The sequence below is a fragment of the Paenibacillus plantarum genome (genome assembly GCF_013141695.1).
In the GTDB taxonomy this organism is placed as follows: Bacteria; Bacillota; Bacilli; order Paenibacillales; family NBRC-103111; genus Paenibacillus_E; species Paenibacillus_E plantarum.
This window is the reverse complement of sequence record NZ_WHNY01000067.1, coordinates 545310-567401: the sequence shown is the minus strand read 5'-3', so window position 1 is coordinate 567401 and position 22092 is coordinate 545310. Positions and strand designations below refer to the sequence as shown.

At 43.4% G+C, this 22092-nt stretch carries 15 protein-coding genes; 5 read left to right on the top strand and 10 right to left on the bottom strand.

The features are described from left to right. Positions 1-20: 20 nt before the first annotated feature. From GC096_RS25515 to GC096_RS25480, 8 genes are all read right to left on the bottom strand, one after another. The gene (locus GC096_RS25515; RefSeq protein WP_171634094.1) at positions 21-977 is read right to left on the bottom strand and encodes a carbohydrate ABC transporter permease; all 957 of its coding nucleotides are present in this window, start codon (positions 975-977) and stop codon (positions 21-23) included. Positions 978-1054: 77 nt separating this feature from the next. Continuing rightward, the gene (locus tag GC096_RS25510) at positions 1055-2497 is read right to left on the bottom strand and encodes an ABC transporter substrate-binding protein (RefSeq protein WP_171634092.1); all 1443 of its coding nucleotides are present in this window, start codon (positions 2495-2497) and stop codon (positions 1055-1057) included. A 294-nt stretch (positions 2498-2791) separates the two neighbouring features. Continuing rightward, positions 2792-3700 (bottom strand): fumarylacetoacetate hydrolase family protein, encoded by a 909-nt coding sequence (locus tag GC096_RS25505; RefSeq protein ID WP_312886340.1) that lies wholly within the window; start codon positions 3698-3700, stop codon positions 2792-2794. Positions 3701-3866: 166 nt separating this feature from the next. Then, a complete protein-coding gene (locus GC096_RS25500) occupies positions 3867-4058 on the bottom strand; it encodes a twin-arginine translocase TatA/TatE family subunit (protein ID WP_171634091.1) in 192 nt (63 codons plus the stop codon). A gap of 320 nt (positions 4059-4378) precedes the next feature. Beyond that, positions 4379-5143, bottom strand: coding sequence for an IclR family transcriptional regulator (locus GC096_RS25495; RefSeq protein ID WP_171634090.1), 765 nt, complete (start codon positions 5141-5143; stop codon positions 4379-4381). 143 nt (positions 5144-5286) lie between these two features. Further along, entirely contained in the window at positions 5287-6390 is a 1104-nt protein-coding gene (locus GC096_RS25490) for a hypothetical protein (RefSeq protein ID WP_376769524.1), read from the bottom strand. A gap of 10 nt (positions 6391-6400) precedes the next feature. Continuing rightward, positions 6401-7177: a creatininase family protein gene (locus GC096_RS25485; protein WP_312886339.1), complete on the bottom strand. Its 777-nt coding sequence runs from the start codon at positions 7175-7177 to the stop codon at positions 6401-6403. Continuing rightward, entirely contained in the window at positions 7174-7932 is a 759-nt protein-coding gene (locus tag GC096_RS25480; protein ID WP_171634087.1) for an SDR family NAD(P)-dependent oxidoreductase, read from the bottom strand. The genes GC096_RS25485 and GC096_RS25480 overlap by 4 nt, the downstream gene beginning before the upstream one ends. Positions 7933-8377: 445 nt before the next feature. On the opposite strand from GC096_RS25480, the gene GC096_RS25475 reads away from it, so the two are divergent. Both GC096_RS25475 and GC096_RS25470 read left to right on the top strand, forming a co-directional pair. Further along, positions 8378-9235: an SMP-30/gluconolactonase/LRE family protein gene (locus GC096_RS25475; RefSeq protein ID WP_171634085.1), complete on the top strand. Its 858-nt coding sequence runs from the start codon at positions 8378-8380 to the stop codon at positions 9233-9235. 154 nt (positions 9236-9389) lie between these two features. Further along, positions 9390-10151, top strand: coding sequence for a MerR family transcriptional regulator (locus tag GC096_RS25470; protein ID WP_171634084.1), 762 nt, complete (start codon positions 9390-9392; stop codon positions 10149-10151). A gap of 160 nt (positions 10152-10311) precedes the next feature. Here GC096_RS25470 and GC096_RS25465 read toward each other — a convergent pair whose 3' ends face one another. Together GC096_RS25465 and GC096_RS25460 are read right to left on the bottom strand one after the other, a co-directional pair. Next, a complete protein-coding gene (locus GC096_RS25465) occupies positions 10312-11694 on the bottom strand; it encodes an MATE family efflux transporter (protein ID WP_171634082.1) in 1383 nt (460 codons plus the stop codon). A gap of 117 nt (positions 11695-11811) precedes the next feature. Next, positions 11812-17580 carry a heparinase II/III domain-containing protein gene (locus GC096_RS25460; RefSeq protein WP_171634081.1) on the bottom strand — a complete coding sequence of 1923 codons (5769 nt, stop codon included), beginning with the start codon at positions 17578-17580 and terminating at the stop codon, positions 11812-11814. 295 nt (positions 17581-17875) lie between these two features. Here GC096_RS25460 and GC096_RS25455 point away from each other — a divergent pair, with 295 nt between their 5' ends. From GC096_RS25455 to GC096_RS25445, 3 genes are all read left to right on the top strand, one after another. Beyond that, positions 17876-20032 carry a helix-turn-helix domain-containing protein gene (locus GC096_RS25455; protein ID WP_171634079.1) on the top strand — a complete coding sequence of 719 codons (2157 nt, stop codon included), beginning with the start codon at positions 17876-17878 and terminating at the stop codon, positions 20030-20032. Positions 20033-20204: 172 nt separating this feature from the next. Beyond that, on the top strand, positions 20205-21131 hold the full coding sequence (locus GC096_RS25450; RefSeq protein WP_171634078.1) for an ABC transporter permease: 927 nt from the start codon (positions 20205-20207) through the stop codon (positions 21129-21131). After that, positions 21128-22015, top strand: coding sequence for a carbohydrate ABC transporter permease (locus GC096_RS25445; RefSeq protein ID WP_171634076.1), 888 nt, complete (start codon positions 21128-21130; stop codon positions 22013-22015). Before GC096_RS25450 ends, GC096_RS25445 begins: the two co-directional genes overlap by 4 nt. Positions 22016-22092 lie beyond the last annotated feature (77 nt).

Here is a 22092-nt window from a genome sequence, read left to right as displayed (position 1 = left end):
ACTTGTAAACAACTTGACGCCTAGTACTCTACATCTGTATTCGGTATAAATTTGTCAATCAATACTTTTCCTAGTACAAGTAGAACAAATATAAACAATCCAATAGCCGATGCATATCCATAATTTCGTCCACTTATGCTAAAGGCCTGAGTAAACATATATAACCCTATAACCTCTGTAGACCCAGCAGGTCCTCCATTCGTCATAATTAGTATCATTTCAAACCCTTTAAAAGTACCTAGAAACAAAAATAAGAAACTAATTTTAATAATCGGGCTAATCAACGGCATTGTAATTGAGATAAGCCGAGTTAGATGGCTGGCGCCATCAAGAATAGCCGCTTCATACATGGTTTTTGGAATCCCTTTCATCGCATTGATGAATATAACGATGTAAAAACCCATAGCACCCCATATCGTAGGTGGAACTAGTAGCCAAATGGAAGTTTTTGGATTTGATAACCAGTAATAACTATTGTTATCATATCCAAAAATTTTTAATAATCCGTTTAATAATCCATTGCTACCATCGTAAATATAAACCCATAATAACGTGATCACAACGATTGAAAGTACATTGGGAAAGAAGAAAATTATTTTGTACATTGGAGCCTCACGAAAGCTTTTGTTGATCAGTAAATAAGAAAGCACCAAGGAAATAATGATGATTAGTGGTGGTATAGTGATCATTAACAGCAGGTTATGATACAAGGCGCGCCAGAAGAAATAATCTTGAAACATTGTAATAAAATTGTCAAACCAAATAAATTTCGGCTTTGATAAACCATCCCACTTTAGAAATGAATAATAGACCGACATGATATTTGGGTAAAGGGTAAATAATAAATATCCGACGTAACTTGGCCCTATAGCAAGTAATACAAACAACCATTTTTGCCTTTCCAGACCCTTTATCCCACTTTTCGATGGAGCTGTTAATTGTGAATTCCCGCTTGGGCTTGCCCCTTTAGTTACCATGAGTCCACCTTCCTTACTATAAAGCAAATGGGAGGGACTGCCCGCCCATTTGCTTATCGATCTATTGTTAAGCAGCCTTACTTTTTCTGTGCGTCAATCGCTTCTTTAAATTTTTTATCGGCTTTTTCAAGAATCGGAACTGGATCCTGATTACCAAGAGCAATTTGATTCACGGCCTCTGTGAATATTTTTTTTGCGCTTACTGCAGCTGGATCATCGACTCTATTAAGTATCCTCATAGATTCGAATCTTGTCTTGTTTTTTGCAATATAATCAAGCACTGCTCTTGGCGCATCTTGTACCTTGGCCATACGCGCTGCATCCTGGGTGAAATCTTTACGAACCGGAAAGATTCCTGCATTTTCCGCATTAAATGTTTGAACTTCAAGTGTTGTTAGTGAAAGCAAGAACTCCTTTGCCCATTTTTTAGTCAATTCAGGTTTATTCGCCCAAATTAACATCCCACCTGATCCTGCATCATTAGCAATCCATTTGGTTTGTTTGGGATCATTACCGAAGGGAATCGTCATAAAGCCCCATTTGAAGCCTTCCGGTATTGCGGTTTTCATTTCGTTCTGAATCCAGTCCCCTGTTGGTACAAGCGCCGCTTTATGTTGAAGCATCATCATCTGGGATTGGGTATGGTTCATCGCTGCTAATCCGGGTGCAAAATAGCCTTTCTGACCTAATCCATAAATTTTCTGCCACATTTCAATGTTTTCAGGAGATGCATACTTAGGGAGCTGATCATTACGGAAATTTTTGATAAATGCATCAAGGGTTCCGTTATTTTCGGCAATTTCAAATGGCTTCACACCCAGACCAAAACTGTAAAGATAATCCGGATACACACCTGCATAAGTGATCGGCGCTAGACCTGTTGCTTTAATATCCGCTAGCAGTTTTACAAATTCATCCCATGTTTGCGGGGACTTGTTCCAACCATTTTTATCAAATAATACAGTATCAAAGAATAAACCTGCAGTATAACCACCTACTGGAATATTGTAGGTTTTGCCATCATATCTCGCATGGTTATCATAAACCCCATCTGCTAGGATATCTTTTAACTTCTTACCAGGTGCATCGCTAAGCTCGCGTTCCCACAAATCATCGATAGCTTCAACCTTTCCAAGTTTCATGATGGTTGTAACGTTGGCGGTTCCAGGAAATATGTCAAACATATCGGTGTCGTTATTTGCAGCGATTTTGGTATTGACCATCTCCCCTATTTTTGGAGAAGCAGTTGTCTCAAAGCTAACATTCGGATATTTCGTAGTAAAAATTTTGATCGCGTTATCAACCCATGCTCTTCCGTAACCGTTTTCATCAATTGCAATTTTGATCTTGACTTTTTCGTCTTTGGATAATCCATTCTCGGGACTTGCATTAGGCTTTGTATTCGCTGAAACCTCTGGAGAGCTGCTGGTGCTCTTATCCTTGCTACTACATCCTGCGATTACTACTGTAAACACTAAAACAAACATCAACAAGACAGACAGCTTTTTATTACGATACATACTAAATCCCTCCTGTAACCTATTTTATGTTCAGCTCATTTGAGCTATTGCGATTGAGCTATGTAAATTCTTATCCCCCAATCTCTAAGCTAATTGTAAAATAGGCTAAGTGCACTGTCAATCTTTTTTTCTTGTATGTGAATATTATTTTCATTTATGAAAAATATCGTTTGTTATTTAAAACACAATAGACCGCTTAATCTATTAGAAGAAAGCAGTCATTTTATATCATTATTCTTAATACTGAAATATCTATAGTCAATTTTCACGGTGGAAATATGTATTCATTAGCACCTATATTTGCTCATCCACCATCCGATTCGTTAGTGCACCAAGTTTCTCAATCGCAATCGTTACGACATCACCATGCTTCAAATACACACGTTGATCTACCGGTTTACCGAGGACTACACCTTCTGGTGTTCCCGTCAAAATGATATCCCCTGGAGACAGTGTCATATGTTGCGAAATATAGCTAACGATTTCATCGCAGTGGAAAATCATATCCGAGGTATGCGAGCTTTGTCTCGTTTCCCCATTCACTGTGCATGAAATTGTCAACTGATTGGGATCGCCAACTTCTTCTGCAGTAACCAAATAAGGACCAATCGGAGAAAATTTATCGCAGGACTTCCCTAACAGCCATTGTTGCGTCCGGATCTGTAGATCGCGCGCCGATAAATCATTCACATTGCAATAACCAAACACATGGCTCAGCGCTTGCTCTTTGGACACATACTTGGCCTGCTTCCCAATGACAATCACAAGCTCAGCTTCATAATCAACTTGACTCGTAACACGATTCGGAAGCGGGATCTCATCGCTATGTGCAGTAATCGTATTATTGAACTTGTTAAAAAGAATCGGATACTGTGGAATCGTCGCGTTCGTCTCTTCAGCGTGCTTGCGATAGTTTAGACCAACGCAAATAATCTTGCCTGGATGTGTGACACAGGGACCATATTTAACTTGGAATTCGTCCAATAGGAACGTATTTCCCTCTGATGCCCCTCCCATAACTCTCGCGATATAACGCTCAATTTGAGAAAGTACCGCTTCGGATTTACCAATAACGGACATGATGTCTGTTGGAAGCCCTTCCTCAGGAAACGCTTTCAAAGCCTCTGTGAGATCAAATACAAATTGCTCAAGCTTCACACCAAGGTGAAATACACCAGAATGATCGATGGTTACTAGTTTCACAGGTACACCTCCTCTATGTTATGTTTACGAATAAAAGCAGGCTTTATTTACGCATTCTTCCCGAGTACATCACCGCCATCGACATACAAAGGTGATCCCATCCTGAATTTGGATTCATCCGATCTTGTCCGATTGTAAAATAACTCAAGATGCCGGATACCGGAATTTACAAATTCTTCGGCTTTTCCTTCCACTCTTCCGCCTGATCTTCTTCCAATAAACCCTTCGTTCCTTGTCTGAACTCCTTAATTGTTGTCCCGAAAGCACGACCTAGTTGTGGAAGCTTCGTTGGTCCAAATAATAGTAGCGCAACAGTAACGATCATTATGAGACCTGGTATCCCAATACCTGATAACATGCGAATCACCTACCTATTTCATATTTAGGATGCTTAAAATTTCACCTTAATCGCAATCACATACATAATTAGAATCCCAACCTTCTGTACGCGGCGGCGGCTTTGAGACAGTTATTATTATGGTATTAAGACCAGGTTTGGTCCATGGAAGAAGAAAGAAGGAAGGAGATTATTAGGTGACTTTGATTATTCGAATGCTCTTCTGTCAAGAAAGTGGACACCTCTTAGTTATAGTTAGTTTTATTATTAATTCAAACTAAGAGACGTCCATTTTTTATTCTAAACTTTTAGTATGTTAACGTGAATATTTCAGAAAATTTCTAACAAAAAACTCTTTTGCTAATTTCTTCACATGATCTTTTAATCCCATCTAACATTTTACTCCATTTCTCATCTGTCACACGCATAAGTGGTATTGTTATACTTAGAGATGCAACAGCCTTCCCCTCTACATTACAGATAGCTCCGGCAATGCAACGGAGCTCATCTACAGATTCTCCCAGGTTATAAGCGATATTCTCCAATCGAACATGCTGCAGTTGCTGCTTCAGTATAGTTTTAGTGGGGATGGTGTTTTTCGTTAACATTTCCAGTTCTTCATTAGGATATATCTCATCAATTTCCTCGTCAGTTAATTGCGCAAGAAATATCTTGCCTGATGCCGAAACATAAAGTGGTAACACAGCGCCTAAATTACCCGTAATGCGCAATGCTTGCGAAGATTGCTTCTCCGCTATATAAAGCACTTTATCTGCACTACGTATAGCTAATAGCACCATCTCATTCAGGTCGGAGGAAAGGGAATCCGCGACTCGATAAAACTCTCTTTTCATGTCTGTGTTCTTCGTATATTCTGTACGAATCTCAAACAATTTATAGCCTAGACGAAACTGCTTTCCTGTTTCATCCATCTCCAGATAACCCCTTGCCAGCATGTTTTGTAAAATCTGGTGTGTGCTGCTGGGAGGCATACTAAGCAATTTGGATATATCCGTCAAACTATATGAACCAATTTTCCCAATAAAAAGCTCTAATATGTCTAATACTCTATCTGCAGATTTTACTTTTACTGTTGGTTGTTCCATAATCTCGCCTCCATATTAAGAATTCATTTCATGTATGTGAATTCATAATACACAATCTTCTCGGAAATGTCGAGGAATAACTAACGCATATCCGACCCAAACTTGTTCTACAAATAGAAAGCTGTGTAAACCCTCCATGATAATCAATAGTCAATCTGAAGCTCCAGTGTCTCCAACTTCTTATGCTGATACAAGGATTCTATCGCATAATTAATCATCCCGGATGACATGAAAACACGTTCAATCGGAAACTGTTCTTTTCCAGTAATAATAAACTGCTCGATCATCTGAGTGAGTGTTTCGAAATGCTTAAAGGGTCGATCATCATCACTTTCACATTTCGCCGCAAAAATCCCTTGTTGATTGCGCAGAGAAAAACTCCAATAGCTCTCCAGATTTTCTTGTTGAAATACATAGCCCTTTGTTCCATCCAAATATTCAATAACTATAAGATAGGTAGGCTCATTCGATTCAGATGGATGAATGATCTTCTTGGAAGAATTCAGCGCTAAACAGCTCAACAGCATATCCTCCGGCCATACCCCTTGCTCCATGGCCTCCCAGACCTCAGCTCCCTCTAAGGTTTGGATTGATTTAATCCCTGTTTCCCCTCCTGCCCGACGCTCCGCCACTGACTGCAAGACTTCTAAAGCATGATAACCGTATGCCTCTACCAAATTAGAGTAGCTTGCTACTAACCATTCCTCTGCTGTTATCAATTGCTCATCTGCAATAGGTGGAACATAGGGCGTGTGCGGGATTGAAGATCCTGCCATAAAGGGAAGGTTGCGTTTTTTCACTTGTTGATATATCCACAAAGTATCTTCTATATTGTAAGAGAAGTGCTTATCCGAGAATACGGGAACCCTAATCTGAAGCTTATCCAGTGATTTCAGCACTTCCTCCAGCATTTGACGTCGCGGATAGTGGATGCGCCCCTTCTCATCTCTGGGGTAATCGCCATGCTCAGCAATGATGATAACACCATCTAATCCACCTTCGGCAAAAGGAAGCTCAATCGTTTCTTCTATAGTTGAATAGATAGGCACTCCACAGCGTTTGGCTTCAGCCCTGCTCATATCGTTATGCGGTACTTGATCTGTGTAAATAGATACAACTTCAATAGTAGGCGAATAATCAAAGTCACCTAATAATCTCCCCAGGATAACATCAGCGTGGGAATTAAAACGATACTCGGTCACAATCACAGCAACCCGATTAGCATTTCCTTTTGGTGTGTTATTCATTACGGACAATTCATTCCCCTCCTGCTTCCATGGACCTCACAGTTTGAATCAGCCAATCGGCTACCTTAACCACAATAGCATCCAGATATTGCTGTCCTTTTAAAGCTGTGGCTAGATGTGGCGCATCCGTATAGCCATCGAATCCCGTCAATTCACTATGCTTGCCGATGAAAGAACCGCGTGGTCCGGAGTTAATCCATTCTCTCGACTTGTGCTGAGAGCCTAATAATTCCGTCTTCACCAAATCTGGTCTTAATGCCATAATAACAGCTGTCTCAAAGCCCCCGGCGTGACCTGGAACCATGCCCATTTCGGCAGCATTTAAATCTGTTAAAGCTTGACCCGCTACACTCCAATAAGATGCTGCAGCAGTCCATATGGGATATTGAACAGCCAAATCATTGGCCGTTTGCATCATGATGGGATCATTGCCGCCATGCGCATTAATAAAAATAATTTTCCTAAAACCGTCCGTTATCAGACTCTCGCCAATGTCACGTAGGATCTGCAAGTAAGTCGATGACTTATAAGAAAGCGTACCGCCAAAAGCCAAGTGATGCTGAGAACAGCCAATGGAAAGCACGGGAGTCATTAATATCTGAACCTGATTTGAAGCACGACGTACAGATTCAGTTGCTATATACTCGCAAATCAAAGTATCGGTATAAACAGGTAAATGAGGCCCATGCTGCTCTGTTGCCGCTAAAGGAATGACAATCGCATACCCTGCTTTCGCTTTTTGATTAATCTCTTCTCGTGTCCATTCTTGCATATACACATTATTCACAGCCATAATCCTCCCGTCACTGGATAAGTGGACCCCGTTATATAAGAAGCCGCATCGGAAAGCAAAAAAGCAGCAACCTCATTAATTTCATTTGGTTTGCCACTCCTTCCAATCAAACTGGTTTTCCGCATACTTTCTTTAAATTCTTCAGTCCCCGTCTGCCAATCTATTTCAGTTCTAAAATCACCTGGAACAATGGAATTAGCACGAATGCCTTGATCTGCGTATTCCACAGCCATTACTTTCGTAAATTGCTCCAAGCCTGCTTTAGCCGCACCATAACTCGCATTGCCTCCTAATGGTTTGGAGCCGAGAATGGACGAATTGTTCACGATCGATCCCCCGCTGGATTTAACCATTAACTCCGCTGCATACTTACATGTAAGAAACGTAGATGTCAGGGTTCCGTTAATAGTAGCATTCCAGCTTGCCAGCGATTGCTCGGCAATTCGCTTATAGTGATTGACATATGCATTATGGTATAGTCCATCCAAACGTCCAAAATAAGCCTCCATTGCTGAGAATACCTCATTTACCTGTTGTTCATCTGTGACATCCGCCTGAATATAAAGAAACCGTTCACTCCCAAAAAGCTCTGAAAAGGTTTTCATTTCTCCTAGTTTTTCTTCTTCCTTCAAATCACAAGCTGCAACGCTAGCACCCTTTTCTAGAAACAGCTTTACCGCTGCCCTTCCAGCCGTACCTTGTGCCCCTGTAATACAAATGACTTTATCAGCTAACTGTAATTTACTCATTCTACCTCTCCCTTGCCTTTTGTATGAAGAATTATGTTAGTTAAATATTAAAACTTGTCTTCATAGTATGTCAATATTTTTTATATATAAGAATATTATTTCCGTCTATGAATTTACTCATCAGAGTTAGAAGACAAAGAAACGGAAGTTCCTTTGAACTTCCGCATTTTCCGCGCACTATTATTTCATTTAATGTTTCAATCATGTGAAAATCTACATACCACAACTCTACGATTAATAATTCACCCTCGCGGATCACTACAATTTCACACAGTTTAGTAGAACGGACTGGAGAGCATGTCGTAAACGTGCGCTATTTCAGGTTTAAATATACGGTTTACAAACTTAACAGATTCATTTAACATTCAATTTATAAAACATTGGTTTCATTGTGCAAGACTTAAATTAATGTCCCAATAAATACACAAAAAAGGTGAGGATTAATATGGGAATTTATTCAAGCCAAGTGTTCACAAAACCCTTTGGATTTACCCAAGGGATTGAAGGACCCGCATGCGATAGACAGGGGAATCTTTATGCAGTCAATTATGAGAGGAACCACACCGTTGGTCTAATTACGCCGGAAGGTCATGGCAGTGTATTTATCGAGCTGCCTAACGGCAGTATCGGAAACGGAATTCGGTTTAATCTTCAGGGAGATATGTTTATCGCAGATTATGTAAACCATATTATTTACCGTGTAGATATGCCTACTCGCAAGCTTTCTATTCATGCACATGAACCAAAAATGAACCAGCCCAATGACATTGCTATTTCAGATCGTGGTGTTATATTCGCTAGTGATCCTAATTGGGGGGAAAGTACAGGCAATATGTGGCGGATCGATGCAACCGGAGAAGTAACACTTCTAGAAAGCAATATGGGTACTACGAATGGAATTGAAGTAAGTCCGGATGGCAAAAAGTTATATGTTAACGAGACGGTGCAACGAAATATTTGGTCCTATGATTTAAATGATTCGTCTGACGTAAGCAACAAACAGCTACTGCACCATTTTCCAGATTACGGATTAGACGGGATGCGCTGTGACTCTATGGGGAATCTATACGTTACAAGATATGGCAAGGGAACCATTGCGAAAATATCACCTGAGGGCGAATTATTGCTCGAGATCACTTTGCATGCGAAAAATTGTACAAATCTAACATTTGGCGGTAACGATGGCCGTACCTGTTACGTGACAATGGCAGATGAGGGAAATGTTGAATGGTTTCAAACAGACATTCCGGGTCGTTGCTGGACAATGTGGAGGTTAGGTGATTCGTTACAACAAATCAGGTAGCTGGAATAACCATTGAAGAACAATTATCTCCGCATCCATGTATCAACATCAGCAACCTCTAACTGCTCGAAGACATGAAGGTAATGCCGTAGAAAAAGGACTTGACATTCACGCTACGTAAAGCTTTACAGTTAAGTTGTCAGGAGGTGAGCAGATGGAATACACGGTACAGCACTTGGGAAAGTTGGCTGGAATCAGCACCCGTACACTTCGCTATTATGATGAGATTGAACTTCTTATGCCGGCAAGAATCAACTCATCCGGATATCGCATTTATGGGCAAAATGAGGTGGACCGATTACAGCAGATTTTATTTTATCGGGAGTTGGGCATTCCTCTGGAGCAAATTAAAGACATTATGTCGTCCCCTACTTATGACGGAACCCGTGCACTGATGGACCATCGCGAGCAGCTTCTCGACAAGCGAAGACAATTGGATATTCTCATTGCCAACGTCGAACAAACCATTGCTTCCAAAGAAGGGAGACTTACCATGTCGAATAAAGAGAAATTTGAAGGCTTCAAACAAAAGCTAATTGATGATAACGAGAAGAACTATGGGAAAGAGATTCGTGAGAAATATGGCGATGACAAAGTGAATAAGAGCAATCAAAAACTACAAAATATGACGCAAGAGCAGCACGAAGCAGTGACTCGCTTGGCGGAGGAAGTAGCCGATACCTTAGCTGAAGCTTTCAAGCTAGGTGACCCTGGAAGTGAGCTTGCCCAAAAAGCGGCTGATTTGCACAAACAATGGCTCATGTCCTATTGGACTGAGTACAGTAAAGAAGCGCATGCCGGGCTTGCCCAGATGTATGTGGATGATGAACGCTTCAAAGCCTATTATGATGTGAAACAACCAGGTACGGCAGAGTTTCTGAGAGATGCCATCCACATCTATACAGGGGTACACTAGCACGTTTTCTATGATTTCCTACAAACATCCAATTCTTTTACGAGAAACTGAATATAGTATGATTACCAGCCGCCAGCCACAACCCTCTTGTCATCCTTTTCATAAAACGAAAGAAGCCTAGAACTCTCTCATCAAGAGTTTTAGGCTTCTTCATTTACCATCAAGCCGAATGAGCCAATGTCTCGCCGCTTGGTTTAACCAATGATTTACTTTGCCATACACGGCTTCGCCAACGCAGATACATCAACAAGCCTCTTACCCACTCATCAACTGTAAATGCAATCCAGACACCGAGTAGTCCCATCTCTAGATGAATCCCGAGATAATAGGCTAATGGAACAGCAATCCCCCACATGGAGACAACCCCCATCATCACTGGGAATCTAGCATCTCCAGCAGCACGCAAGGAATTAATGACAACCAAGTTAAACGTTCTACCTGGTTCTAAAATGATAGAAAGAAGTAGAATTGTCGATCCCATAGCAATGATATCGGGATTATCGGTAAATAGTCCGAGCAGTTCTTTACGGAAGATCGAGGTAATGCCTACGATGACGAATGTCAGAACAAACGTAATCTTCAAGCTTCGGATCAATTTATGATAAGCCGCTTGGAAAGCCCCAGCACCCACCATGTGCCCAATAATAATTTCTGTCCCCATGCCAATGGCCATTCCCAGAGCCATGAAATAATTGGTCACATTCATCACATACACATGCGCACTTAGCGCTGTAGCCCCGATAATATTAATAAAGCTGAAAATCATCAAATACTGCGACTGCCATGAAACATGCTCTCCAGCAGAAGGTAATCCGATACTAAGAATTTGCTTCACAATCTTAGACTTGAAGCTCACATAGTGCTTAAGAAGAATAGGAACCTGTAAGCGACGGTACAAGATGATCACAAGAACAATGAGTCCAAGAAATCGACTTACAACCGTTGAAACAGCCGCCCCAGTAACTCCCCATTCAGGGAATCCCAAATTCCCGAAAATCAGGAGACTGTTACCCACGATGTGAATCACATTAACCCCCAACGTAACGAACATCACATCTCGGGTCTGACCATTGGAACGCAATACTGAAGAAATCGCATACGACAACGCTTCAATCCAAATAAATCCGGAGATGATCGTTAAGTATTTTTTGGCGATCGCAATTTGCTGAGGATCCAAATGCATCAGATGCATCAACGGCTCACCAAACACAACTAACGCGATACTTACGATAATGCCGAAAATCAAATTAATTGTAATGGCTGTTGCAGAAATTCGACTTGCTTCCTTCACCTTACCTGCTCCCAAATGCTGAGCCACAGCCACACTCGTCCCGATACCCACAAAACCAAACATTAGAATACAGAACACAATGATTTCATTCGCCAAACCTACGGCTCCCGTTACTTCATCCGAAATTCGGCTTAACATGAAGACATCCGCAGTACCTAACATCATACGTAAAACAGAGTCAATAAAAATCGGCCAAGTGACTGCGAATAGACGGAGTTTTTGCCACGATGCTGTTGAATCTATGTCTTTCATTCGTCTTCACCTCTAGTTATTGCAAATGCAATTAGCATAGAATACGAAAGCGATTGCAGTCAAATGAAAAAAATTAACTTTTTCATGGTTATTTGATTACCTACTACAACTCGTAAGTTACTCACCGAAATAAATGTCATCATACCAGGCTGATCCGCTATCTCCTGTCTTCGTCAGGGTTCTGAGCTGAATTCTGGCTTTCACCGCTCCAACGCCTTGTGGCGGAGCAATTGCGTTAGCTTCCTTCTGAACCCAGCCTGAAGGAGTAGACGAGTTGTAACTCACATTGTCATCGTATAATAATGAGCGCGTTCCAACTTCCTGATTGCCGGAGTTGTACCAAATGACATATGCTGCTTGTTTATACAACTTGCCACTGTGCTGCTCCTGTCCTCTAAAACGGTAGGTGGAGTTCGGGTTAATCGCAAAAATATCACTGTTCAAATATACGATGGTGTTATCGAGATTCGTTCCACTGAACGTATATTTCTGACTATAATCACCATCTGCCTTAGCAACATCGTCTTTGGAGAAGCTTACGTTAGAATATGCTCCATTGGTATACAAGCCGCTCCAATTGTTAGCTACTCCATTCTGATCGGTGTCTATTTCAAAACTTTGCGTAGCCAGTAACCCTTGACCTTCGAAGGTGACTTCCATATCATCCAGCCACAGGTCTATGGCATTCTTCATGTCTGTCCACAGAAACACGGTTAATTTGCCGCTTACTGCTCCCGCCGGGGCGACAACCTTAGCATGGGCCTGGAGCCATCCGGTCGATTGTGGAGCGGTGGCATTTCGATCAATAAGGATATCGTTCTGGCCGCCAATCCGATATCCGTCTTTGTCATACCAGTATACTTTGCCTGTGAGCTTGTTCACATTCGTTGCCGTCGCAACCGTCGCAGCAGCGATCTTGTACCAAAACTTCGCCTCATAAAGCCCGTTTTCCTTAATATCGAACCTTGTACTGGTGACGTGCGTGTTCATAAAAGCTCCGCCTGATGCATTAGCGATGGACAACTTTAAGCTCCCAGTTCCCCCATGATGGGTCACGTTATCCATGGTGATCGCTGCGGCATTATAGTTAGCTATGTCCCAATTATTGCTATTAGTGTCAAGCCCGCCGTTAACGATCAGATTCCCGATCACAAGTGGAGTTACAGTCACTTTCACACTAACTACCCGCGTAACGCCTGATAAAGTCACTTCAGCGGTGATTTCCGCCGTTCCTTCCGATAAGCCTGTCACCAATCCACTGCTGCTGACGGTAGCAATGTTCACATTGCTGCTCGTGAATGTTTTCGAGGCAGTACTCAGATCTGACGGAGTTCCATCATAGAGTCTTCCCTGCAGTGATATTTGCCGTGTGAAGCCGATCTTCAGCGTTTCGCTTTTCTTGCCGGCATTCACAGTTCTCAGGGTATTAGAGATGATTTGCTCCCCAGCCTCCGTGAAAGTAAACTGGTATTGCGTCATTCCGTCATAAGGCGAAATGAGAGTTACAGTCCCCGCGCCATCCGTCTTGATCTTACCGCTCACAGTATGATCCGGCTTCCACTCGACTGATATATCACTGACAACGTTGGCAGATATCAACTGCACGCCTTTATAAGCAAGTCTAGATCCTTTCATGAGACCGACAGTAGATACATAGTTATCAGTCTCCTTCTTGTACATCAGGGCGAATTTGGCATCCGTATTCACATGGGTGGTGATCGTATTGCCATATGCAGTCGTATAAGCGCCGCCAGGCACGTTGATCTCGCGAACGTCTGCATCGATCTGATTAATGGTCATCCCTTGCTCTCCGGATCGCTTTGGTCGGTAGACTGTGAAGAACTTCTCATTCAATCTGGCTGTGGGTGTGTACATCTGAAAATCGTATAGATTCGTATTGCCGGAGTCTCCCTTGATCTGCTGCTCGGGCATGAGCGAGTAGCTACCGGAAGCCGGAAGTACAATCCCCATCTCAAGACTTGAATTCGTTGCAAAATCAGTGAAGGTAATCATGTTCCCGTTCACCGAACGAGGTTGACGTGTATGCAGATTATATTGTATGGTCGATGCTGCGGTCGGGGTAACTTCATCTACGATAAAGAAGATGTCCGGCCTCGCATATACGATATTGCGCTTGAAAGAACTCATTTTCTGCACAGCTCCGGTGTTGTAGGCATCTTTCGCTTCGCTCGAATAGAAATCAAAGAGCGGTGATGCGAACTCCCTTTCGACCTGTGCCGCAGACCCTGATTTCTTCCATATTTGATCCTCGCCATTCAGGGAGATCGTATTGTGACTTGCCGTTCTGATGTAATCCGCATAGGAAGGGTCGGAAAATAGCGTTCTGCCGCGATCCTGAATAAACTTGGCGCCGTAGCCTTCCAGAATGAATGAATTCCTGTCGAGATGATAATGACCAGCTGGCCATTGCCCTCCGGCAAATCCGAGCATAATATCGTCGCCTTGCTCCCAGCCGCTTCTCATGAACATGTAACCTGTTCCAGCCTTCGCTGTATTGCCATCAAAGTTAACATACAGAGGTAACTGCGGGTATGAGGCTTCGGTTTGGTTGGAGAAAATCAGGTTGAATACAGGATTGCCGGATACGGAGACGAATAATTCGTTCTCATTCGTACCGATTTGCCACACCCACTTGTCGTATGGATTCTGAAACTGTTGCGATGCATAATAATCGGCTATGTGATTGGCATTCATATACAGGGTATTGCCATCATTAAAATTCAACGTTTGCAGCGGCTTGTCTGAACCGATCGAAATATTATGAAGAACGAACTCAATCGATCGCTTCAGTCCATCGGTCTTTAAACCAGAAGTCCAGCTTGGATTGTAGCGGGACAACACCTCAGCGCCAAATATTGCTGAAGAAGTAGAATAAATCCAATAGTTCATACCTTCATCGGTATCCCCGTCAGGCTTGTAATAGTTATTGATAACAGTCTCCAGGTTGGTCTTGGCTTTGGCAATCTTTGCGGTGTCGTTAATGACAATCGCGCCCACGGCGAGAGCTCCGTTGAAATCAAGCCCTTGATTATTGGTTTGCCAGAACGTTTGCGTGTTCACGAACGCATCCAGATATTTGACACCTTTGTCCCGGATAGCGTTGCGAATGAGCGTTCTTTCTTCATCTGTCAGTGTATTATAAATCCAGTCGTAGCCAAGACTAGCTGCGACAACCGCCTGCGCTTCATTGAACGGTGACCAGCGCCCGTCGGGGTTCGGCTTTTCCGTTCTGCGGTACATGAAGGATTGCGTCCACTCCGGCGTATCGGCCATGGTCAGCAGAATACGGCGAGCCATATCGGCATAGGCCAGATTGCCTGTCATCACATAAGCGTATGACAGCTTGGTAATTTTATCCGGCCAACCCAGCGGTATATCGTTGCCGTCACGTGAATAATTGCCTTTGGCAGTGTCAGACGGAGGCAGATAACCATCGATGTCGTTCTCCGGCACATAGCTGAGGTATGCGTCGGCTTGCTTCTGCACCTGATCGAATATATCTTTGTCCACACCTGTCTTGATTCTATTCCTTAAGGTCGCAACATCGGAGCGAGAGAAAAGAAGACCATGGGGAATACCTATCGTCAATAGGTCGTCAATGGTACTCTTCATCGGGGTTTGGCTATGGTTCGGTTTTGTCTCCATGCCCGGCTTCTTAAGCATGATCCAATGAAAGTTCGCGCCGGCAATTTCGTCATGGATTTCCACGGCTCCCGCTCGATCTCGTATACCCAGTTCAATGCTCGTCAGCATCTTCGGATTCACCAAATCCAGCGGAACTTCCTTATATTTGCCGTCCGTAATTTCTTTGATGCTTTCGACTGTCTCCGGCATCCCACTCGTATCGATGTAATTCACCCTCATAATGATTTCCTTACCGCCGGCGCCGCTGGTGTCGATAATGACCCGATCGTAAATACCCTGCACATCCAAATTGAATTCTCGCTGGTAGAGTACCTCGTTGTATGTCCCTGCCGTCTGTTTATACCAAACCATAAGTTCACTGGTTTCCCGAGATATCCCGAAATTCCCAGCTGTGTTGTTGACATTATGCTTCAGCTTCCAGTATTGCTCGCTGTTCATTGTCCTGATCCACATCGGATCCAAAATATCTTCCACATTATTGTTGGCGATGAGAGAATAGGTTTCATTTTTGCCTAAATAAGCATTATCTACATACACCGCTCCCTCATTAGATAAGCTCGATGGCGTATAAACACGGATAGCAATCTGCGCTGCTGTTGCGTTTGCAGGGGGGATCACCGTCAGATTTTTATTGAACCAGCCGCTCAACACCGCCGAGTCGTAAAGGATCGTTTCGTCCCATATGTCCTTGGCTGCAATCTGCGTGCCGGCAGTGTCAAAGAAAAGGATTTGACTATGTATTCGATGAAGTTTGCCTCTCAAATTGAAGGATAGCTTGGCCAACATGGTTTGGGAGCTATCGATCGGCCGTTTGCCGCTTTTCAGCTCTGCATAAGCCTGATCTGTGGTCGGAGAGCCAGCCGGAATGGACAGCTTCCCGCTGAATTTACCGTCTTTGGCATAAGTTGCGTCAACCGTCAGCGACGCCGCGTTCTGATCCAGATCAGCAAATTCCCAACCGTCTATCTTGCCGTCGGGCATATTGGCCATAGTCGCGTTATCAACTACATCCTCGTATTCAAAGGACGGATTCATCAGTTTATTCTTACCGAAGTACATGTTATCCACATAGAACGTTCCGGCGGCCGTTGTGCTTTTGGAAGTTACGGCTACCTCGAAAATGGCTCTATCGGCCGAAGCAGGTGGAATAAGATTACTCTCGAACATCTTCCATCCGGCATGGTTCACAGGATCATTGTATACGAGGGTCATCTGATAAATATGGTCTGCCCGAAGCGGATTAACCAGATCGGCCGTACTGTACCAAAGGACCCTTATATCGACTTCGTTATTCATATTCGAGCCCAAGTAGTTCAAATAGGCCCGATATAGGTATGTCTCCGATTCTTGAATTGATTTGACATAAGCAGATTTAATCTTTACGTACGAATTCAAAGCTTTTGTCCCGGACGGAATATTGAATTTCAAGCTCTTATTCCCTTCAAGTACCTGTTCATCAGACAATGCGGCGGTGGCGCTGCCGATGGTTTTGGTCACGGTCCAATTATCCGGTACGGTATCCCCGGCTGCATCCCGTTCGAAATCCGCATTCGGCAGTATATTTCCAAGCCGCTCCTCATTGCCTTCGACCAAATTAACATCATCCAAATAGATGATTCCACTATCGGATGCGGCATTTTCAAAGCGTAGCTGAATGCGCGCCGTCGTTGCATTAATCGGGGAGTTGGGAGTGCCCGCCGCTTTATACTTCCAGCCGCTGAAGGCGGAACTGTTGTTATTCACCGTCTGATTCCAAATTATCAAGTCGTTGCCGGCTATGTAAGCTCCATTTTCATCGTACCAGACGACCCTTGCATTAACGGCAGATAACGCTCCACTGAACCCTGTTTGGAAGGAAACTGTATAGGCGGTACTTTTTTTAACAGGTATCGGAGTGCTAAGCATCTGTGCATAATGAGTTTCTGCCAGAGAATTTGCGGTAAAAGTAACTTTGGCGCTCTTACTCCCCTCAATCGCGTAATAAGTATCAAGGGTAACGCTTGCGCTTGTTACTCCTACATTAGAGAGCACCCAGTTGTCCGGTTGGCCGTTTGCGTCGAGATCATCTTCAAACCCGCTATTCGAAACCAGATTCGAAGGAAGGCTGTCTGCGGAAGCAAGGGGAATCCCTCCAAACTGGGCTGGTAAGGGACTTAGGGTAAACAACATGCATACAAGCAGAATTGAAATCAATGTCTTGTTAATCCTTCTTCTCTTCATGAATTCGCACCCTTTCGCATTTGGTTTGGATCTGCCCAATTCCAGAAGGCTTCATCCTCTTTAAGGGTAAGCGTTTTATTTCAAGGCAACAATCTCACTATTTGAATTTGATGTTTAAATTATGAATCGTTGGAAACAGAAAGATCCCAGGATGAGGACGAGAATACCCGTCTTATCGCAGCCCCCATCACCGGAATTGGCAGTGAAGTAGGCTATGTGGAACCGCTTTACTTTGCCAGTAAATTTAGTTATGATGCAGGAATATCGCAACTCATAGCAGAAAGGGGGAACGCATATGTGGATATTATTTAAAAAACCTAGTGGTTACTTGCGTAAACTTGTACTATCTTACCTTGCATTAACTGTCGTAATTATCAGTTTATTCGGTGGTTATTTTACGAAACGTACCAATGACCTGCTTGCCAAGGAAATATCCAAGGAAAGCTTATATGAACTTGAGCGCGTTAAATCCTATGTGGAAGACAATTACCTGGAGCGTTATCATAACGCATTATTGGATAAAGCGATGACAACAATTCGAGAATCCAGTATGGAGGAGGTTCATTTCTTCCTGGATCACCCTATCGACGGGAATTATTTCCGTGCAACTCGTTTAGTTCATGATTTGAAAACGCTGTCAATTACTCAACCCGGACTGGACAACGTAACGATTGTGTTTGACAGATCGGGGTTCATTGTAGATACGAATTACTTTTATGCAGATCCGCAGCGTTCTCCGAACGGTCCATTAATCGATCATTTACAAACGATTGAGCCTCATAAATGGTTTGTTCGCGATCAAGTGAGTGCCGAAGGATCAGACCATAAGGTTCTGTCGTATATCTATACCTTGCCTTATAAATCTGCTGGCTCCAATGTCAAAGGCTATATGATTGTGGATGTTAATGCTGAAGAACTGATGAACAATGTGCGGAACATGCTGCGCCACTCAAAGGAGCAAATCTACCTGTTTACAGATACGGGGATGTTATCCTCCGATCTGACAGGTAAGGGTCCGGTTCTCGATGATAACCAAATTGTTGCGCCTCTCTTGCAGAGTCAAGTAACAACTATCCCTTATCGCAATGGCACCGTGCTGTCCGTACTCCCCCCCGAAAGGTCTCAATTGGGGTGGTCTTACGCAAGCATTCGTCCGATTACCTCCTATTTGTTATTGACGCAAACGTTGAAAAAAGAAATATGGCTCGTCATTGCAAGTATTCTGATCATTGGTCTGTTATTGTCTTACTTACTGTCCCTAAGACTGGATAAGCCGATTCAGCTCCTGACGTACCGCATCAATCAATTGCATCGACATGTCCGGGATAAGCATCTGCAGGATATGTTGAGTGGTACGTTATCCGTTGATGAGAAGCAGTTCCCCTTTCCTGAGAAGGGTGCATTCGCTGCCGCTCTCCTCACACCTGTTGAGCCCCATCGCAGGGATGAACTGAAAGAGAAGCTGGAACAGAAGCAGCAAAGATTGTCTCTCATCTCAATCCCATGGGGCAAAGAACACATCGCGATCGTGTATCAGTTAGACGATACGGAAGAAACCGATGAAGTGTCACGGGTGGCCGAAATCCGTAACGAGCTGAATGCCCTCCGCCTCAAGATCGGGGAGGAACTCAAATTCTCTGCCGGTATCGGTTGTATCGTGGAGGAGGCTGAGCAATTAATCGTTTCATTCACAGAGGCTCAGGAAGCAGCCCAATATAAATTTCTCCTTGGCGAACAGAGTATCGTAATCTATCAGGAAATCAGGACAAGAAGCTCTGTCCTATTGGATTTGATGCCTGGGGAGATATTCGAGAATCTGATCCACGGAGGAACTCCCGAGCAGATCCAACACTACTTTGCCGACATTCATACCCGTATGCAAGCAGAAAGCTATTCGATCCAGGGAATTGAGCTGTACCTGAACCAGCTTACATTGTGTTTGACCAAGATCATGCTGGAAGCCATGACCGGTGACTACGTCTTCAAGAGTCCGAACGAACTGATGAGCAGTCATAAAAAAGAAACTTTTACGGCTACACTTCAGTCCCTGGAAGCGCTTAGTCTGGAGTTGGCGGTTCGGCTACAGTACCGACCTGAATCATTGCATTCCGTATTGGCCCATACCTTGAAGTCTTACATCGAGGAAAATCTTCAGCACGACATTTCCTTGGACGAATTAGCAAATGTCACATCTTATTCCAAGCAATTTATTTGCAAGGTTTTCAAAGAGCAGTATTCGCAGACCATTGCCGATTATTTAACGAAGATCAGAATAGAGAAAGCCAAAGAGCTTCTGGCAGACGATCGCTTATCGATTTCAGATGTGGCCGAACAATCGGGTTATAGGAGTCCCGGGTATTTCGGAACCAAGTTCAAACAGTATACCGGTGTAACCCCCATGCAATACCGCAGCATGCCCCCCATTAACAAAAGTGTGATTCATTCAGGTTAAGGACAAATTCATATAAGTTACTAAAACGTTGTTTCCGGTAAAAAGCCGGCAGTACAACGTTTTTTTTCTGACTGTTTCATATATTTCAGTCTCGTTTCAGATGTTAACATTGAAGCTTGCCAAGAACGCAATTATGATGTGGCTATCACATCGAATACAAGGAGAGAACATTATGAAAACGATTACGTTCCGTTCTTCGATCTGGAAGGACTATGCTAAGTGCAAGTATTTGTTTCTTATGCTTGTACCCGCTTTAGTGTATTATTTGATTTTTGAGTACGGACCACTCTACGGGGTGCAAATTGCATTTAAGGATTTCCGGATTCGAGAAGGCATTTGGGGAAGCTCATGGGTCGGTTTGAAGCATTTCCATTATTTATTCACAGCATCGCAGGACTTTCCGCGAGTCATGAAAAATACTGTTATTCTCAGCTTCTATCATATCGTTTTTGGTTTTCCGGCGCCGATTGTGCTCGCTCTGCTATTTAATGAAATCCGCATCAATACCTTCAAACGAATTACACAAACGATCAGCTATCTGCCCCATTTTCTATCGTGGGTCATATTAGGCGGATTACTCATTACTATCTTGTCACCGAGTACAGGCGTTGTGAGCGGCCTGATTCATTTTTTTGGATTTGACCCTGTTTATTTCCTTGGGGATCCCGCATATTTTCGATTTACTCTTGTTGTCTCCTCGATATGGAAGGAAATTGGGTGGGGCACCATTATTTATCTGGCTGCACTCTCAGGCATCGATCCCTCCATGTATGAAGCCGCTGTGATGGACGGTGCTTCACGTTGGAAGCAAACGCTTCATATTACGCTTCCAAGCATTCTTTCGGTGATTTGCATCATGTTCATATTCCGGGTCGGCAACATTTTAAATGCGGGATTTGATCAGGTTCTGAATCTTTATAGTCCGAATACTTACAGTGTTGCCGATATCCTGGACACTTACGTGTACCGTGCGGGTCTTACACAACTGCAGTATAGCTTAACCGCAGCCGTGGGACTGTTCAAGAATGTGGTCGCGTTTATCCTTGTCATGCTGACCAATTATGCCATCAAACGAATGGGACAGGAAGGGATCTTATGAGCATGTTAAGCAGAATGAGCCGAGGAGAGATCATGTTCCAGTTTGCAGCGATGACTGTCATTGTTGCGCTATGCATCAGTGTTTTGTATCCGTTTGTTCACGTACTATCCGTTTCCTTAAGCACACCTGAGGAAGCGCTGCGTCCGGGTATTCATTTGTACCCTAAGCATTTCAGCATGTCCTCCTATAAGCAATCCTTCCAAACCAACGGAATATGGGTCGGTTATTTCAATACCTTATTCCGAACGGTCGTGGGGACCTTCTTGTCCTTAGTCGTTATGACGCTTGGCGCGTATGCGTTGTCGAAGAAATACCTGCCCCACCGTCATTTTTATACGATGTTGATTGTATTGACGATGTTTTTCAGCGGAGGGCTGATCCCAACGTTTTTACTCATTAAGAGCATAGGTCTCTACGATACTCGTTGGGCTCTGATCATTCCCGGTCTCATCAACACCTTTTATATGATCATTATGCGCAATTTTTTTATGGAGCTGCCACAGGAATTAGAGGATTCTGCTAAAATCGACGGCGCTAACGATATTCAGATCCTGGGACGAATTGTTGTGCCGATCTCCAAGCCGATTCTGGCCACAATTGGACTGTGGATGGCTGTGTATCATTGGAACGAATGGTTCCACGCACTCATCTATATCCAGGATCAATCCAAGATCGTGCTGCAAATCCTGCTTCGCCGTCTCATTGTGGAGAATGATGATATGCAGATGCGGGAATTGATGGCGCAGGCCTCCGAGGACGAGGTTGTATCCGAGTCGGTTAAGGCTGCTGTCCTTATGATAGCCACAATCCCCATACTGGTTGTGTATCCATTTATTCAGAAGTATTTTGTCAAAGGCATAATGATCGGTTCACTAAAGGGATGATGCCCATAACTATTGAAGGGAGTGATGCCTAACGCATCTTCTGCAACTTAGCGGTAGATTGAACTCCATGGCTTCAT

Excerpts from the sequence above, each read along its gene's own strand:
- GC096_RS25515 (WP_171634094.1), bottom strand. The coding sequence starts at position 977 with ATGGTAACTAAAGGGGCAAGCCCAAGCGGGAATTCACAATTAACAGCT.
- GC096_RS25510 (WP_171634092.1), bottom strand. The coding sequence starts at position 2,497 with ATGTATCGTAATAAAAAGCTGTCTGTCTTGTTGATGTTTGTTTTAGTG.
- GC096_RS25500 (WP_171634091.1), bottom strand. The coding sequence starts at position 4,058 with ATGTTATCAGGTATTGGGATACCAGGTCTCATAATGATCGTTACTGTT.
- GC096_RS25495 (WP_171634090.1), bottom strand. The coding sequence starts at position 5,143 with ATGGAACAACCAACAGTAAAAGTAAAATCTGCAGATAGAGTATTAGAC.
- GC096_RS25490 (WP_376769524.1), bottom strand. The coding sequence starts at position 6,390 with ATGAATAACACACCAAAAGGAAATGCTAATCGGGTTGCTGTGATTGTG.
- GC096_RS25480 (WP_171634087.1), bottom strand. The coding sequence starts at position 7,932 with ATGAGTAAATTACAGTTAGCTGATAAAGTCATTTGTATTACAGGGGCA.
- GC096_RS25475 (WP_171634085.1), top strand. The coding sequence starts at position 8,378 with ATGGGAATTTATTCAAGCCAAGTGTTCACAAAACCCTTTGGATTTACC.
- GC096_RS25470 (WP_171634084.1), top strand. The coding sequence starts at position 9,390 with ATGGAATACACGGTACAGCACTTGGGAAAGTTGGCTGGAATCAGCACC.
- GC096_RS25465 (WP_171634082.1), bottom strand. The coding sequence starts at position 11,694 with ATGAAAGACATAGATTCAACAGCATCGTGGCAAAAACTCCGTCTATTC.
- GC096_RS25460 (WP_171634081.1), bottom strand. The coding sequence starts at position 17,580 with ATGAAGAGAAGAAGGATTAACAAGACATTGATTTCAATTCTGCTTGTA.
- GC096_RS25455 (WP_171634079.1), top strand. The coding sequence starts at position 17,876 with ATGTGGATATTATTTAAAAAACCTAGTGGTTACTTGCGTAAACTTGTA.
- GC096_RS25450 (WP_171634078.1), top strand. The coding sequence starts at position 20,205 with ATGAAAACGATTACGTTCCGTTCTTCGATCTGGAAGGACTATGCTAAG.
- GC096_RS25445 (WP_171634076.1), top strand. The coding sequence starts at position 21,128 with ATGAGCATGTTAAGCAGAATGAGCCGAGGAGAGATCATGTTCCAGTTT.